Annotated in this window: 13 protein-coding genes; 9 read left to right on the forward strand and 4 right to left on the reverse strand. The window is 50.4% G+C overall.

Annotation, left to right across the window (positions count from 1 at the left end; translation table 11 throughout):
* Positions 1 to 127: 127 nt before the first annotated feature.
* Positions 128 to 1,195 (reverse strand): GNAT family N-acetyltransferase, encoded by a 1,068-nt coding sequence (locus L21SP2_RS15650; protein ID WP_169730500.1) that lies wholly within the window; start codon positions 1,193 to 1,195, stop codon positions 128 to 130.
* Between the two features lie 141 nt (positions 1,196 to 1,336).
* Here L21SP2_RS15650 and L21SP2_RS17690 point away from each other — a divergent pair, with 141 nt between their 5' ends.
* Both L21SP2_RS17690 and L21SP2_RS15660 read left to right on the forward strand, forming a co-directional pair.
* On the forward strand, positions 1,337 to 1,897 hold the full coding sequence (locus L21SP2_RS17690; protein WP_169730501.1) for a cysteine hydrolase family protein: 561 nt from the start codon (positions 1,337 to 1,339) through the stop codon (positions 1,895 to 1,897).
* A gap of 235 nt (positions 1,898 to 2,132) precedes the next feature.
* Positions 2,133 to 3,836, forward strand: coding sequence for a PAS domain-containing protein (locus tag L21SP2_RS15660; protein WP_024269557.1), 1,704 nt, complete (start codon positions 2,133 to 2,135; stop codon positions 3,834 to 3,836).
* 202 nt (positions 3,837 to 4,038) lie between these two features.
* Here L21SP2_RS15660 and L21SP2_RS15665 read toward each other — a convergent pair whose 3' ends face one another.
* Positions 4,039 to 5,016, reverse strand: coding sequence for an alpha/beta hydrolase (locus L21SP2_RS15665; protein ID WP_024269559.1), 978 nt, complete (start codon positions 5,014 to 5,016; stop codon positions 4,039 to 4,041).
* A 91-nt stretch (positions 5,017 to 5,107) separates the two neighbouring features.
* Between L21SP2_RS15665 and L21SP2_RS18195 the strand changes: the two genes are divergently transcribed.
* From L21SP2_RS18195 to L21SP2_RS15690, 6 genes are all read left to right on the forward strand, one after another.
* The gene (locus tag L21SP2_RS18195; RefSeq protein ID WP_024269560.1) at positions 5,108 to 5,353 is read left to right on the forward strand and encodes a TetR/AcrR family transcriptional regulator; all 246 of its coding nucleotides are present in this window, start codon (positions 5,108 to 5,110) and stop codon (positions 5,351 to 5,353) included.
* On the forward strand, positions 5,302 to 5,697 hold the full coding sequence (locus L21SP2_RS15670) for a hypothetical protein (RefSeq protein WP_041401742.1): 396 nt from the start codon (positions 5,302 to 5,304) through the stop codon (positions 5,695 to 5,697). Before L21SP2_RS18195 ends, L21SP2_RS15670 begins: the two co-directional genes overlap by 52 nt.
* Positions 5,698 to 6,164: 467 nt before the next feature.
* Positions 6,165 to 6,689: a thioesterase family protein gene (locus L21SP2_RS15675; protein WP_024269562.1), complete on the forward strand. Its 525-nt coding sequence runs from the start codon at positions 6,165 to 6,167 to the stop codon at positions 6,687 to 6,689.
* Between the two features lie 567 nt (positions 6,690 to 7,256).
* The gene (locus tag L21SP2_RS15680) at positions 7,257 to 7,577 is read left to right on the forward strand and encodes a hypothetical protein (protein ID WP_041401743.1); all 321 of its coding nucleotides are present in this window, start codon (positions 7,257 to 7,259) and stop codon (positions 7,575 to 7,577) included.
* 28 nt (positions 7,578 to 7,605) lie between these two features.
* Positions 7,606 to 8,907: an aspartate--tRNA(Asn) ligase gene (gene aspS, locus L21SP2_RS15685; RefSeq protein WP_024269564.1), complete on the forward strand. Its 1,302-nt coding sequence runs from the start codon at positions 7,606 to 7,608 to the stop codon at positions 8,905 to 8,907.
* An 83-nt stretch (positions 8,908 to 8,990) separates the two neighbouring features.
* On the forward strand, positions 8,991 to 9,596 hold the full coding sequence (locus tag L21SP2_RS15690; protein ID WP_024269565.1) for a GNAT family N-acetyltransferase: 606 nt from the start codon (positions 8,991 to 8,993) through the stop codon (positions 9,594 to 9,596).
* Positions 9,597 to 9,606: 10 nt separating this feature from the next.
* Here L21SP2_RS15690 and L21SP2_RS15695 read toward each other — a convergent pair whose 3' ends face one another.
* Positions 9,607 to 11,538, reverse strand: a complete 1,932-nt coding sequence (locus L21SP2_RS15695) for an aconitate hydratase (protein WP_041403334.1) — start codon at positions 11,536 to 11,538, stop codon at positions 9,607 to 9,609.
* Positions 11,539 to 11,690: 152 nt separating this feature from the next.
* Between L21SP2_RS15695 and L21SP2_RS15700 the strand changes: the two genes are divergently transcribed.
* On the forward strand, positions 11,691 to 12,692 hold the full coding sequence (locus L21SP2_RS15700; protein WP_024269567.1) for a phosphotransferase family protein: 1,002 nt from the start codon (positions 11,691 to 11,693) through the stop codon (positions 12,690 to 12,692).
* Positions 12,693 to 12,729: 37 nt separating this feature from the next.
* Here L21SP2_RS15700 and L21SP2_RS15705 read toward each other — a convergent pair whose 3' ends face one another.
* Positions 12,730 to 14,454: a hypothetical protein gene (locus L21SP2_RS15705; RefSeq protein ID WP_024269568.1), complete on the reverse strand. Its 1,725-nt coding sequence runs from the start codon at positions 14,452 to 14,454 to the stop codon at positions 12,730 to 12,732.
* Positions 14,455 to 14,531: the final 77 nt, after the last annotated feature.

The raw sequence follows: 14,531 nt of genomic DNA on the forward strand, positions 1-14,531 counted from the left end.
TCCTGAATTGCCAGCAAAATACTTTCACTTTTTGCACCGGGTCTTTTATTCATAATCCGCGGCATTCTTGGAAAAATATCGTTCTCGATAAACTCTGAGATGATCTTTCTGATCTGCTTTTCCCTAATCAGAAGAACCGCAACGCGATTAATACGATGGTCGCCACAAGGCCGACAGCGTACCAACCCCGGCTCCATTTGAACACCCGGTACCCGTCCATACCTTCGAAGGGAATAAAGGGCAAGGCCTGATATATCAGCACCGGTGTGAACAGCTCCCGCAGTCCTTGGGCGATGCCCGGCCAGGGGACCAGATAGGTGGCCGCGTAGACAGTCAGGGTTGCCATCCAGGCGGCTAAGGCCGCCCGCCCCTCAAAACCCTTAAATCGGGAGAAATGCCATATCTTCTGCCGGGGAACCCACATACCAAAATGGGGCCACCAAGCACCGAGAAGGCCGAGGCCCACGGACCAGGGGCCGCCCCCGTGGGCGTTCTGAAAGCGCAGTTTGCCGTAAGCTCTGGCAAAGGGGAAGCTGAAAACAATCCTCAGCAGTACCGTTCCGATAATCAAGCCAGCCGCCGATATGAACCATTCCCATCCTGCCTGACCAAATCGCCCCACTCCCACAGCTGCAATCATTGCGATAAGAAGGCTGAGCAGAATTCCTCCCAGCGGGCCGCTGCCATGTTCCGTCTGTTCGTCAATCGCATCGGAGGACACATTCACCATATCGCTTCGAAGCCACAGGCTGTAGCCCGTATTGGCAAAGGTTAAGAAAAACAAATACACAAACCCGAACAACGAATACGGATACACCCCGCGGAACCATGAGGGAATGGTAAAGCCCTGCCTGGCGAACATATTCCAGGATGGGGTATTATCATCGCGGATCAGAGCCAACTGATCTTCGCAACCCGCCGATACAAGCTCATCAAGCCCCCGCCGCAGCAGCTCGGGCCCCAGGCCCTGCCCCCGGCCGGCGGCATCAACGAAGATAAAATCGATCATCCCGGCTTTCTTACCGATGCGTTTGAGAATTACTCCCCCGACCATTTTACCTGCATCATTCCGAGCGTAAATTCCCCACTTCGGTTTTGATGGGACGATCAGGCCGCTGCCCGGTCCGAATACGTTCCGGGCGAGGGCAGCCACAGCCTTAGATTCGTCCATTGTCGAGATCATTATAAAATCCATATCAGTTCCTCTGTCTGAAATATAATATGGATCACCAGCTGCGGGCAGCATATCAGAAATATATCAATTTAAATAATGCCTCTCCTTCATTCAAAACGGACTATAATAGAACAGAGGGCTTTTTTTTTGAAGATTCAGGAAATGAAATACCCAGGGCAGGCAATTATTGCAATCGATATACAAATTGATTTTCTCAATCACATACCTGAACAGAAGAGCTTTACAGAACGAGTAAGCTTGTTATTCGAATATGCGCGCAGCAATCAACTACCCATTATCCATGTCACAAGCAGTTTTGAGCCGGACGGAACAGATTGGATGATGTTCGCCAAACAACGGGGATCGAGCCCCTGCATACGGGGAACCGACGGAGTACGAACACCCGATTTTGCCTCAGCAGCAGCCGGCGAAATGTGTTTTACAAAAAACTGTTTTGATGCGTTTCTCGGAACACAGTTGCAGGAATATCTGGTGGACCATGAAATTCAGCGAATTTACATATGCGGTCTTGTGACGAGCATTTGTGTCAACATTACGGCACTCTCGGCAATGCAGCGGGGTTTCGACACATATGTGATATCCGATTGTGTTGCAGATGATGATCCGGAAGTCCACGACAAGACACTGAAATATTACGGAACCCTCTATCATACCAGCCGGTCAGAAGAATTATTTTCACAGTCCGATAGCCTGGCGCAATAATCAAACAGGAGAGAATCAGAAGGTTGTGCGACAACTTTCTATTCAGGACATATTCGAGGTACAAAAATGCCCGGAGCCAGTTCCGGTCACATGAGCTAACCTGTCATATCTTTATCAAAGAACTTGCGGCATGCTGTAGCTTTTCTATCATTTAGTACGTGCACTCGCCGCTGCTCCGTCCACATGACCCATTCTCAATAAAACTCGACTATACTATGGTAAGAGGTAACGCGCCATGATTGGAGAGGATGCAAAAACGCTGCTGCTTGTTGAAGATGATCCAATCATAGCAATTGCTGAAAAAAAGGCCCTGAAAACATATGGCTACAATGTCATAACCGCGGGAAGCGGAGAAAAAGCAGTCAACGCGGTGAATTCAGATCCGGAAATATCTTTGATTCTCATGGATATTGATCTAGGCTCAGGTATTGATGGTACGGAAGCTACCGCCAGAATCCTCACGTATCATGAGATCCCAATCGTTTTCTTGTCGAGCCATAGTGAACGTGAGATCGTTGAAAAAACAGAACATATTACCTCATATGGGTATGTGGTGAAAAACTCCTCAATTACCGTGTTGGATGCTTCGATCAAGATGGCTTTCAAATTATTTAATGCATTTGTAAAGGAACGGGAAAAAGAAGCTGCATTGCGGAAGAATGAAGAGATGATGCGCAACTCTGAATCTTTTGCACATATCTGTTCCTATTCAACGAACCTGGTTGAGACAGACATAGACAAAAGTGCATGGGTCTGCTCACCAAACTTTTATAATGTATTTGGAATAGATGAAACATATCCTCATACAATTGCCGGATGGTCGGCGTTTTTACATCCGGATTTTCGTGAGTCCACATTTGCATATCATGAACGGGTGATACGGGAAAGATCTAGCTTCGACCTTGAGTATAATATCATCCGTATAAACGATGGAGCTGAACGATGGGTACACGGCACTGGTAAACTTGAGTTCGATGCACAGGGTAATCCAATCCGTATGCATGGTGCCATCCAGGATATCACTGAGAGAAAAGAGGTCGAAGAAGCGCTGATGCGAACCAAGCGTTTACTTTCTGAATCTGAACAGATCGGGAAAGTTGGCGGTTGGGAGTTGAATATTGATACCGGCGAACAAACCTGGACCGAAGAGACATATCGGATTCATGAAGTCGAACTTGACTTTAATCTCTCCCTGGAAAAATCGGGAAGTTTCTACACCGAAAAATCAAGGCCCATCCTGGAAAACGTTTTGAACCGGGCAATTGAATATAAAGAACCCTTTGATGAAGAGTTGGAAATAATCACTGCCAAAGGCAATCACCGACATGTTCATGCCATCGGGAAAACCGATCTGGAAAATCGAAGGATACTCGGCTTTATACAGGATATCACATACCGTAAATCAGTTGAAAAAGAAATCAAGCGTCAACTCTCGGAAAAAGAAACCCTTCTCAAGGAAGTGCATCATCGGATGAAGAACAATATTACTTCGATTGAAGGACTGCTGTTGATGCAGGCTGACAATATTATGAACCCTGAAGCGAAAAATTCCCTGAAGATTGCCATTTCCCGGGTTCAGGGAGTCCGAGTTCTTTATGAAAAATTGCTTGTGGATCAGCAATATGAGCAAGTTTCAATAAAGAGTTACATTGAAGAACTGCTCAGTTCCATACTTTCAGTTTTTCCTGAATACCAATCTCTATGCATTGAAAAAGATATTGCCGATGTAAACCTGAATTCGAATAAAGCGGTGTTTATCGGAATCATTATCAATGAACTGATTACCAATATTTTCAAGCATGCGTTTCACGGCGAAACAGACAAACATATTCACATAACCTTTGCTCACGCTGACGAAAAAACAATACTCATCATACGAGATGACGGCATTGGCTTTTCCAGGAGATACTTTCGAAGAAGGTGTCCGGTTTCGGCCTGACTATAGTACGGATGCTCGCGGACCAGCTTTCCGGGAACCTGAGTATTACAAACGACAACGGCACCACCTTCACAATCGTCTTTGAGAAGCTTGATACGCCCACACAGATTCCGGGATAGTAAGTGTTGTAGCGGCCATCAATAATCTCATCTATCAAAGATGGGTTCTCTTCCAGAACATTGCTTCTGAGTTTGTGATGATATCAATACTGTTGTGCTGAAAAAGCCCGAATTGCTTCTGCCAATGAGCTGTACCCCGGCTCTTCAATGGGCAAATGACCGCATCCCGGCAGATCAACCCATTGCCTGACTCCTCCGTAACGATGGAAAAACGGCCGGGAAAGTTCGGGTCCGGTCCAGGGATCCAGTGAGGGATGCGCCACCAACAGAGGTATATCTCCATCCTCCGGCTCTGTGGAGATATCATAGCTCACCAGACTCAGCAGAAAACCCAGCTGAGCCCAGGTACCGCCGGAGATAGGGTCCGAAGCAATAAGCCCGCTGATCAGGGGATCATTGGTTATTTTTTCCATGGGTGCAATACACCGCATAGGTATACGCAGCCGACCTGCAAAAAGGTCAAGAAGGCCTCGCATGGCATAACTGATATAACCCAGTGCAGGAATCCTTGCTGCCTTGGCGAACAACGACGGGCGGCGGGTATCCAGCAGGGTTGTGGCAATGATTCCCCCGGCGATTTCCCCACCGCAGCGCATGGCTGCGCCGTACGCCAGCAGACCACCCAGGCTCAAACCCATAAAATGAAGCGGTCCGGATCCGGCTTGGAATTCCCCCCGGGCAATGTCTGCAACAATGTCTGCCCAGAGATTATAGCTGATCTTTTTTCCCCGCCGGCGGACCGTCAGGCCGTATCCCGGCAGATCAGGACAGATGACCCGGTACCCCGCTTTCATCAGTGTAGGGGCGAGAAATCCCACCAGACGGCCGTTTCCTCCGCCGCCATGACACAGTATCAGCGTTCTCACCGCAGAAGGATTTTCCCAGATATCCAGATGGATATCCCAGCCGCGATACTGCCTGAAACACTCATCCGGCTCAATCTTCCCGCTGAAGCGGAATGGAGCGGGCAGCCGACGTTCAAGATTACGCCATTCTATCCTGTCCCGATAATAGCTTTTTTCACCGATTGCAGGCACGCCCTGCCAGCTTTTGAGTCTCATCAGACCCTCCTTCAAAACACGTATGGGAAAAGCATAGCTCGGAAGTGAAAATGTTTTGCGGACAACTGTAGTCTAGATGTAAACTGACCGTATGGATCCCCGATCAAAACGTATCCGCCGGGATATTTTACTGGCGGTGAAAACTTTGTTTATGGACAACGGCTTTGACGGACTTTCTGTCGCAGAGATCTGTCAGAAGGCTGATGTGAGTCGAAGCGCTTTTTATGCCCATTATCATTCCCCGGATGAATGCATCGCACAGCTGTTGAAGGAGGAGTTCGCCCCATGGAAAGGTCTCTTTTGGAATCCGGCCTGGATCCGGACAGTCTACTCCTGAATAAACGACCCCTCAGCTATTACTTCTTTGCTCACATTGAAGAAAATCTTCCGTTGTATCGACCGCTTTTTACCGATCCCCGGGGAGCGGTGGTTCTCGAAGCAGTACGAGCTGCCACCGAATCCATGTCGTATCAGCTCCATCAGCCCCTGAGAAAAAGGGCCGGCTCCCCGTGGGATGAGGACAGAGCAGGGCTGACTGCGGCCTATCTTTCAGGAGCCCTGCTGGCATCAGCACGAAACTGGGTACTCCGGGGCTGTCCGGAAAACAGCCGGGTTATAGCCTACTGGTTTTCCGCAATGGCTGCTCCGGGGCTGCTTGAGCTTATGGGAATTTCGCAATGATCACAGCTCCGCAGGAAAAACATCGTATCAGCCTCAACATGCCGGCGATACCTTTTCAGCAAACGCTCTGCAGGAGGAGAGTCCGACCGGGGTGAAGCATACATGCTGTGGTCGATATCTTTGTTCTTCTGTAATCAGTTCTCTTGATATATAATTCAACGTAATGAATAGGCAGTGCACCAAAGCTTGTAAAACAGCCCGGATCGGCAAGGGCCGATGAAAAACGCCGCCAGCGATGGTGCCGGGACTAATAGTGAAGCGCTACATATGAACCCGGAATGTTCCGAAAACGTTTTTTTACAAGCTTCAGTGCACTAAACTCAGGTCATCAATAGCCTTTCAACAAACTTATAATACACCCTGGTTCTCCCTGGGGCACACGGCTTCAATGTCCGGCATGTACAGGGACATGTATCTCAACAACGTGCACAACTGCTGTGAATAAAACTTTCACCCGAGGATATAACATGAATTTATACTTCAGACTGATTCGAATCTGGCTGAAATTCAGTTTTGCCAAAAAGCAGGGGATTTACACCCCCTGCGTGACCCGGTTCCGCGCATATTTGCGGGACATTGATTTTAATCTCCACGTGAATAACGCCCGTTACCTCTCATTTATGGATCTTTCCCGTCTGGATTTCCTGGGAAAAGTTGGCTTGTTGAAGCTGGTGTTCAAACACCGGCTCAATCCCATTGTCGCCGCCATCGATATCAAATTTATCAAGGAGATAAAACCGTTTGAGGCCATAGAAATCGTTACCCAGCTGGACCATTTTGACCATAAATATTTTTATTTAACCCAGACGTTCCAGGGGAAGCATGACAGACCTTTTGCGGTGGCCAAGGTTCGCGGCATTTTTGTGACAGCAAAGGGGAAAGTTCCTCCCGAGGAAGTAATCCGGTTATCAGGTCATGAAATCCGCAAAGATCTGTATGTGGATAAGGATGATTCCTCAGCCATCGAAAACTGGCGAACCATCAGCAAATAAACTGCAGAAATACAGGCAATAGACATGACACGGTTTAAATCTCGGAAAACGATATCAAAAGAAATTCTGCTGTTCTTATACGAAGCATCATCATTCAGGCAGATGTACGACAGGTCTTCCATATTCTCTTCGAAGCCGAGATCCTGAAGCCCCCTCTCACACCTTTGCAAATTTCATCAGCTTTGGCCATCAATTAACGGGAATGGTTCAATCCCCAGCCTATCGGCGGTTTTGTGAATGCACCGGAGATCGCCTCTTCTGAAACACCGGGATATATCCTCAGAACGCAGCATCAAATATTGACATAATTCGATCTGTTACAGATAATTTCACTATTATGACTGCATGGAACCTGCGAGACATCCGTATCCAGGATACTGATTCTGACTTTTCTCACTTTTCGCGTCCGTATGGGGCAAGCGGCATGTCATAAGTTTCGACTGAGCCGATTGAGAGGGACGCGATATTGATCGCGTCCCTTTTTTTATGCTCATTCGAAATCACCATATTCATTGCAATCACAGCTTCCGGCCGGAGCTTTGAAAACTATTTCGCGAAGGAGCGATTATGAAAACGCCAATCAAAGGAGTCAGTTTGGCAAGGGAATTATCCCAACGGGCGAAACAGGGCAGCGCCAAGGATGTGGATAGAATAATGGAACATCTGCATACAGATCACAGTCTGGCGGAAATCAAGGCTGCTGATTTCGCACTGGATTTTATCCGGTCTGAAGAGGGTACTGATTGCATACGCCGATATCTTTTTTCCGGGACCGGAATGCAGAGAAACTATAGCGCCAACTATTTCCGGCGCCGGGGTATGCGAAGTCTTTTACTGCAAGCCTGGGAACAGGGCGCTATCGATGAGATACAGGCATTCTGCCGGTAGAATTTCTTAAACTCAAGGGAGATACAACATGAAACGTATACGTACAACAGATATTGAATACTATGCCGGCGAACAGATTATTATCCCATGCTGGATCCATGGGGTCAGGGAACTGAAAAACCTCACGTTCGTGATCATGCGTGACGGGTGGGGAACCGCCCAGGCTCTCAGTGACAACTCAAGAATTTGTGAGAGAATCAAAAGCATTCCCGTGGGCAGCGCCGTGGAAATGCTTGGAACGGTGCAGAAAAACTCCCATGCCCATGGCGGATTCGAGCTGATGCTGGAAGGGATCCGATACCAGGGAGAACCCGACGGCGAATTGATCAGCGGCATCGATATCAGCAAAAAAGAGCTCAATATGTCTCCAGCCACAATGCTGGATCATGCAGCCCGGGTTCTCAGGCGGCCGGAAATCCGTTTCAGGCACCGCCTTGCGTCCCTCAGCCAGAGACTGTTCCGGGAGTTCCTGGATGCCGAAGGTTTCACAGAAATCCGCACCCCGAAAATCACCTCCACGGGGATGGAGGGCGGAAGTACTGTTTTCCAGCTTGATTACTTCGGCAAAAAGGCATTTCTGGCGCAGAGTCCACAGCTGTATAAGCAGCAGATGGTGGGCGTGTTTCAGAAAGTGTATGAAATCGGCCCGGTATTCAGAGCAGAAAAGCATACCACCGTCAGACATCTGAATGAATATACATCCATGGATGTGGAAATGGGTTTCATCAGGAACCACCGGGATCTGATGGATCTTCTGGAACGATTAATTGCCTTTCTCAGCGGCAGATCCGCAGAACTGGTTATGGAATGGGCCGAACGATTCCCGGTCCACTGGCCGACGGTACCCCGCCGCATACCCGTGGTGGATTTCGAAAAAGCTCTGGAGATCGCCTCCCGCCAGGGTGTTGCGAATTCCGGCCTGGATCTGTCCCCGGAGGCGGAAAGGGTGCTCGGGGAGTGGTGCCTCACCGAATTTTCCAGCGACTTCCTGTTCGTTTCGGGATACCCGATGGAGGTTCGTCCCTTTTACACGGCCCCGGACCCGGATCGACCGGGGTACAGCATGAGTTTCGACCTGTTGTTTCGCGGACAGGAACTTGTCACCGGCGGACAGCGGCTCCACAGGGGTGGCGATTATCGTGAAGCCATGAAACGGAGCGGTATGGATACACAGGCATTCTCATCGTATCTGGAATCCTTTGATGCCGGAATGCCGCCCCACGGCGGCTTCGGACTGGGACTGGAACGCTGGATTCAAATGCTTCTGAATCTGCCCAATATCCGCCAGGCAAGCCTGTTTCCCCGGGATATGGGCCGTCTTATTCCATAAACTGACACCATAACTGAGAGGAGAGCGGATGAATACCGGGGCAATCAATAGCACACCTCACAGCTATCCTGATAGAATTATCCATGAGCACAGAAATCATCAGACCGTTCCATCCCGCTGACGCACCCCATCTTTTGGATATCTGTCTGAAAACCGGAGATAACGGAAAAGACGGGACCCGACTTTACAGTGACCCATGGTTTATCGGTCAGTTGTATGTAATGCCGTATATCACATACGACCCGGATTTATGCCTGGTGATTGTGGATCAGGAAGTTCCGAAAGGGTATGTCCTGGGGGCATCCCATACCGGGAATTTTTACAGATGGATGGAGGATTTCTATTTGCCGCCATTACGGATGCACTATCCCCAGACTATGCGATGCTCATCGGATACCGAACAGTTTTTTCTGGCCCGGCTCCATAGTGATAAATCCGCAGTCCCGGTCACCAGGGAACACCCGGCCCATCTTCATATCAATCTTCTACCCGAAATCCAGGGCCGGGGTTACGGTTCTGAACTGATCAATCAATTCATCAAACAGCTCAGACATATGGACGTCCCCGGTGTGTATCTCCATACGGGAACGAACAATTCCGCAGCAGTCCGCTTTTATCGAAAACAGGGGTTTTCCATCCTTGAAGAGAACCGGAGCTCTGTCAAAATGGGAAAACGCTTGGATTCATGAACCGAAAGACTCAGGCCGACCTGCGAACCAGGGAGATGAGGCTTCCCGCAAGAACCATTTCAATCTGCCGCTCACTCAACTGCTGATGAAGGATTATTTCATCATCGGTTCCGTTGATTCGGGCCCGTATACTCCCACCCTGCAACAACTGCGCTCTCAGGTCACGGAAAGATAAGGTATCGCCCTGAGAAACCCGGTCATAGTCTCCTTCCCGGGAGAAGGTGAGAGCAAGAATTCCGAAATTAGCCAGGTTCTGCCAATGAATCCGGGCAAAACTTTTTGCAATAACTATTCTCACTCCCAGATACCGGGGGGCAAGAGCCGCATGTTCCCTGCTGGAGCCCTGGCCGTAATTGGCCCCGCCCACGATAATGGAACCCTGCTCTTTTGTATCCAGGGCACGGCGGTAAAACTGCTCATCCAGCTGGGAAAAGGTGAACTCACTGATCTTGGGAATATTGCTTCGAAAGGGAAGCACCCTGGCTCCCGCAGGAAGAATTTCATCGGTGGAAATATCGTCACCGGTCTTCAGAATTACCGGAGCGGTAATCTCGTCCGGAAGCGGGTCCAGGTCCGGAAGGGATTGAATATTCTGTCCCTTCTCCAGTTCTGTTTGTTCTATCTGCCGGGGAGCCAGGAGCAGATCGGTGTTCCGGCTCCACTGCTCAGGTTCTTTGTATGGGGGATACTCAAATCCTGCGTTCCGGGGATCGCAGATTTTTCCCTGTATTGCAGAAACTGCTGCTGTTTCGGGGCTGCAGAGATGCACCTGATCTTCTTTGGTACCAGATCTGCCCGGGAAATTCCGTGGAACAGTTCGCAGGCTGATCTTTCCGCTGGCCGGTGCCTGCCCCATGCCGATACAGCCGTTGCAGCCGGTCTGGTGAATCCGCGCCCCCGCCTTGATGAGAAGGTTCAAATAGCCTTCCCGACTCAGATTTTCCAGAACATCCCGTGAACTGGGATTGATATCCAAAGACACATGGGCTGCTGCACTTCTGCCCTGAAGAATCAGCGCAGCTATGGCGAAATCCCTGAATCCTGGATTTGCCGAAGAACCGATGTATGCCTGATGGATCTCCTTGCCGGCAACCTGGCTCACCGGGACCACATTTCCCGGACTTACCGGGAGGGCGATGAGGGGCTCAAGGGCAGACAGATCTATTTCATCCTGTTCATCGTAGGCGGCATCCTTGTCAGCCTCCAGGGGACGCCAGTCATTCACTCTATCCTGCTGAGCGAGAAATTCCCTGGTACGGTCGTCCGACGGGAATACGGTGGCGGTAGCGCCCAGTTCCGCACCCATATTCGCAATAACATGCCGGTCCATGGCTGATAAATGCTCCAGCCCCGGACCGTAGTATTCAATAATTTTCCCTGTACCGCCCTTAACCCCATGCCGGCGGAGCATCTCAAGAATTACATCCTTGGCGCTGACCCATGGAGGCAGACTGCCAGCCAGGCGCACTCCCATAACACGGGGCATGGTAACGTAAAAGGGTTTCCCGGCCATGGCCATAGCCACTTCCAGTCCGCCGGCTCCCATGGCAAGCATACCCAGCGATCCTGCGGCGCAGGAATGGCTGTCTGAGCCCAGAAGAGTCTTTCCGGGTATGCCGAAGCGCTCCATATGCACGGGATGACTCACCCCGTTGCCCGGTCTGCTGAACCAGATCCCGAATTTCTCACACGCACTTTTCAGAAAAATATGATCTTCCTGGTTCTTGTTATCCAGCTGCATGAGGTTATGATCCACATACTGCACCGATACCTCGGTCTCAACCCGGGGTATCCCCATGGCTTCGAATTCCAGCATCACCAGCGTACCTGTGGCATCCTGGGTCAGTGTCTGATCGATTTTCAGTCCGATCTCCTGCCCTTCCGTCACGCTACCTTCCACCAGATGTTCTGATATCAGTTTCTGCGCCAAATTCAAAGCCATACCTGACTCCCGGAAAATCATTTCCTTACCGTCCGATCCCAACTCTGCACATGTCTGTGTTATATAACATACGGGTGCGAGGCGGCTTCCGGCAACTTAGCTCAGAGAATAAAACTGGCAGGATTCGCCATGTTCAGGTAGAATCATCTCTGATGAACAGCATAACCAAACGCCCCATAGACGAGGCTGCCATCCGAAATCTTGCAGAAGTCCTGCAGGAACCCGTGGACACAATTTCCAATCTGGATGACGGGTTTTACAACGCATCCTATTCAATCAACTGCAGCAGCGGGTCGCGCTATGTATTGAAGGTGGCCCCGCCGGAAGATGTGGAGATACTCACATACGAAAAAAACATTATGCGAACCGAAGTGGCGTTTATGGAGGCTGTTGCGGAGGCAATACCGGTACCGGCGGTGATCCACAAGGATTTCAGCCGTTCTGTTATCAACAGGGATTGGTACCTGATGGATTTCCTTGACGGCCGGCCGCTGAACAGCCACGAACCGGTGAGCCGAACTGCAAGACGCAGGATTTACACCGCCCTGGCGGCTCACTACGCTGCAATGCACCGGATAGAAGGAACCCACTTCGGATATCCGGGTCATGAGGATCGGTTCACAGGGCTTGATTATCCCCGGGCATTTATGACGATGATCGATATGGTTCTGGAGGACGGAAAAAGAAAGAACGCCCGCCTGCCCGTATCCGAGCCGGAACTCCGTTCAGCAATCAATCGGCATCTGCATTCCTTTTCCACAGTCAAGTCTCCGGTAATGGTCCACTTCGATCTTTGGGACGGTAACCTCTTCGTCAACGGTATGAAAGAACCGGAATCCGGTGCCGGAATATGCGGTATCGTCGATTTCGAACGGGGATTTTGGGGCGATCCCTGCGCAGATCTATGTCACGTTTCCCTCTATCTGGACCTCAATGCAGACGGCTGGTTTCTTGATGCCTACAACGCTCATGCGGAGCATCCAATCCGGTATGAAAAGGATGAAAAAGCCAGAACGATCCTATACCGGACCTACCTGTTTCTGATCATGGTTGTGGAATCATATTATCGAGATGTGGACGGAAGCTTTAATGGACAGCTGGAATGGGCAGGGAATGAACTCTGCTCCCTTGTGGAGCAGCTCAACGGAATGTGAGCCCTCCATGTTGTCTTTATCTTTACGCACCCGCTCATTAGTACAGTTGATGGAAACCAGGTTTTGCAGCTGGTCCTTCTCCGTTCAGGCTGTGACGAATATCACCATAACCTTTTGAAAAAGTGGTGATGTGAGATATGTGAATCCCCGGACCGCCGGGGGTTTCCACCGCATTTTCCAGATGCACGTTTTTGTCGGTATTTTCCTTAATGCCCAGAAATGCATAAATCCCCAGACCATATGCGGCATGTTCCTTCACCGAATCGGCAACTTTGTATGAAGCATACCCGTCCCGGCCGTCAGCCTGCCACCGGTCCTGACTGGGAGGATCATACGGGAGTTCAGACTGGTAGAAGAAGGTTTCTCCCCGTTCCCCGTACCAGAGCGTCTGGTATTCCTGAAAATGCTCATTAAACAACCCGAATGCGGAGACCTTATCTCCATACACCACCAGGCCTTTCCGGCAGGTATTCCCTTCCCATTCGGCGGCGGCACCATGGTCCGCCCGCCAGAGCCAAAGGTGATCAAGTAACACGTCGTTGCTGTACACCGCCATGCACACATCGGCCCTTCCCGGCCGATGGCCGCCGATCCGGCAAAACACGTCATGCAGCGAACTTGGATTGTCTGAATGCCTGAGTGAACTTTTTTCCCTCCCCACACGAACCAGCTCCGGAGACTCCAGGGGACCGGCGTCTATTATGAGGCCGGAAATTATAATTCCGTCTTCATCCGCAAGTTCCAGGGCCGGCTTCCCGGTCACGGGCACCAGTGTGGCAAAGCCCAGACCGAAAACCAGGGAGTCCGGCCGTTCCACACGCAGAGGTTCACTCAGCTCATATATTCCGGGAGTCAGAATGAGATGCTTCCCCTCTGCCAGCGCACGGTTCATCCCTTCAGCATCATCCCGTTCCGGGTTCGCTGCGTAGCATTCGTCCATTGTAATTCGCCTCCCGGTCTCCGGCCCGTCCTGCCAGGTAACGCCCCGTTGGTTCCTGACGAGTCGGGGTACAAAGATTTCCGGTTCGCCGTTGTCTCCTGCGATCAGAAATGGTTTATCCCGGAAGCGCCGGCAGCGGTCGATAACTGTCACCGGTTCTTCAGGCCAGGTTTCAGCAGGGGCCCCTTCCACTCCCAGGAAGCTCCGGTTCCACTGGCCGCCGTACCATCCGCCGATCCGGGAGTTCATGGTGAACCATTGCTGCCCGGTTCGTGTCCCCGCTTTTCCGTGAATAACCGAGTTAGCGAGAAATCCTCCGCTGGCCCAGCCATTCTGATCAAAGACCATATCGCCATGGTGATGAATCCTGCGCAGAGGTGCCGCCTGGGAAACCGCCCAGGTGAGGAGTTGCTCGGGATCCCTGGGGAAAATGGAAAAGTTCTCGGCAGACCTCCAGAACATTAATGTGACATTGTTGTCCCGGGTTGTTGCAATGGATTGGATTCCTCCGCGAATTTGCACGTCATCGGGAACCCGCCCCAGCCCCATAGCCTGAACATAATAATCCACAGTAATATCCAGCTCGTAGCTGCCGGGCATGAACAGCAGGGCGAACCTTTGACTGCTGAATTCGTCATTTTTCTGCTGAAGGTGGATTGCATCAACAGTCGCCTGTATTTCCTGCTGATCCATCCCTTCATCAAAAACAAGCACCCGGGAACCGAAAATCCTTGATTCATACGGGGAACAGATCTGTTCTAATGTCTTATGTACTGTATTTTTCATTACCGGCGTATTGTACGCTATTTCTTCATTTTTCAATTCGGAGGTTTCTCCATTTTTTTGTGGTTATTCTGCGCCTGAAGCAAGGCTTCTGTACGACATCTGTCCACCGCATG

The sequence above is a fragment of the Salinispira pacifica genome, from assembly GCF_000507245.1.
In the GTDB taxonomy this organism is placed as follows: Bacteria; Spirochaetota; Spirochaetia; order DSM-27196; family Salinispiraceae; genus Salinispira; species Salinispira pacifica.

Excerpts from the sequence above, each read along its gene's own strand:
- L21SP2_RS15650 (WP_169730500.1), bottom strand. The coding sequence starts at position 1,195 with ATGGATTTTATAATGATCTCGACAATGGACGAATCTAAGGCTGTGGCT.
- L21SP2_RS17690 (WP_169730501.1), top strand. The coding sequence starts at position 1,337 with ATGAAATACCCAGGGCAGGCAATTATTGCAATCGATATACAAATTGAT.
- L21SP2_RS15660 (WP_024269557.1), top strand. The coding sequence starts at position 2,133 with ATGATTGGAGAGGATGCAAAAACGCTGCTGCTTGTTGAAGATGATCCA.
- L21SP2_RS15665 (WP_024269559.1), bottom strand. The coding sequence starts at position 5,016 with ATGAGACTCAAAAGCTGGCAGGGCGTGCCTGCAATCGGTGAAAAAAGC.
- L21SP2_RS18195 (WP_024269560.1), top strand. The coding sequence starts at position 5,108 with ATGGATCCCCGATCAAAACGTATCCGCCGGGATATTTTACTGGCGGTG.
- L21SP2_RS15670 (WP_041401742.1), top strand. The coding sequence starts at position 5,302 with ATGGAAAGGTCTCTTTTGGAATCCGGCCTGGATCCGGACAGTCTACTC.
- L21SP2_RS15675 (WP_024269562.1), top strand. The coding sequence starts at position 6,165 with ATGAATTTATACTTCAGACTGATTCGAATCTGGCTGAAATTCAGTTTT.
- L21SP2_RS15680 (WP_041401743.1), top strand. The coding sequence starts at position 7,257 with ATGAAAACGCCAATCAAAGGAGTCAGTTTGGCAAGGGAATTATCCCAA.
- aspS (WP_024269564.1), top strand. The coding sequence starts at position 7,606 with ATGAAACGTATACGTACAACAGATATTGAATACTATGCCGGCGAACAG.
- L21SP2_RS15690 (WP_024269565.1), top strand. The coding sequence starts at position 8,991 with ATGAGCACAGAAATCATCAGACCGTTCCATCCCGCTGACGCACCCCAT.
- L21SP2_RS15695 (WP_041403334.1), bottom strand. The coding sequence starts at position 11,538 with ATGGCTTTGAATTTGGCGCAGAAACTGATATCAGAACATCTGGTGGAA.
- L21SP2_RS15700 (WP_024269567.1), top strand. The coding sequence starts at position 11,691 with ATGAACAGCATAACCAAACGCCCCATAGACGAGGCTGCCATCCGAAAT.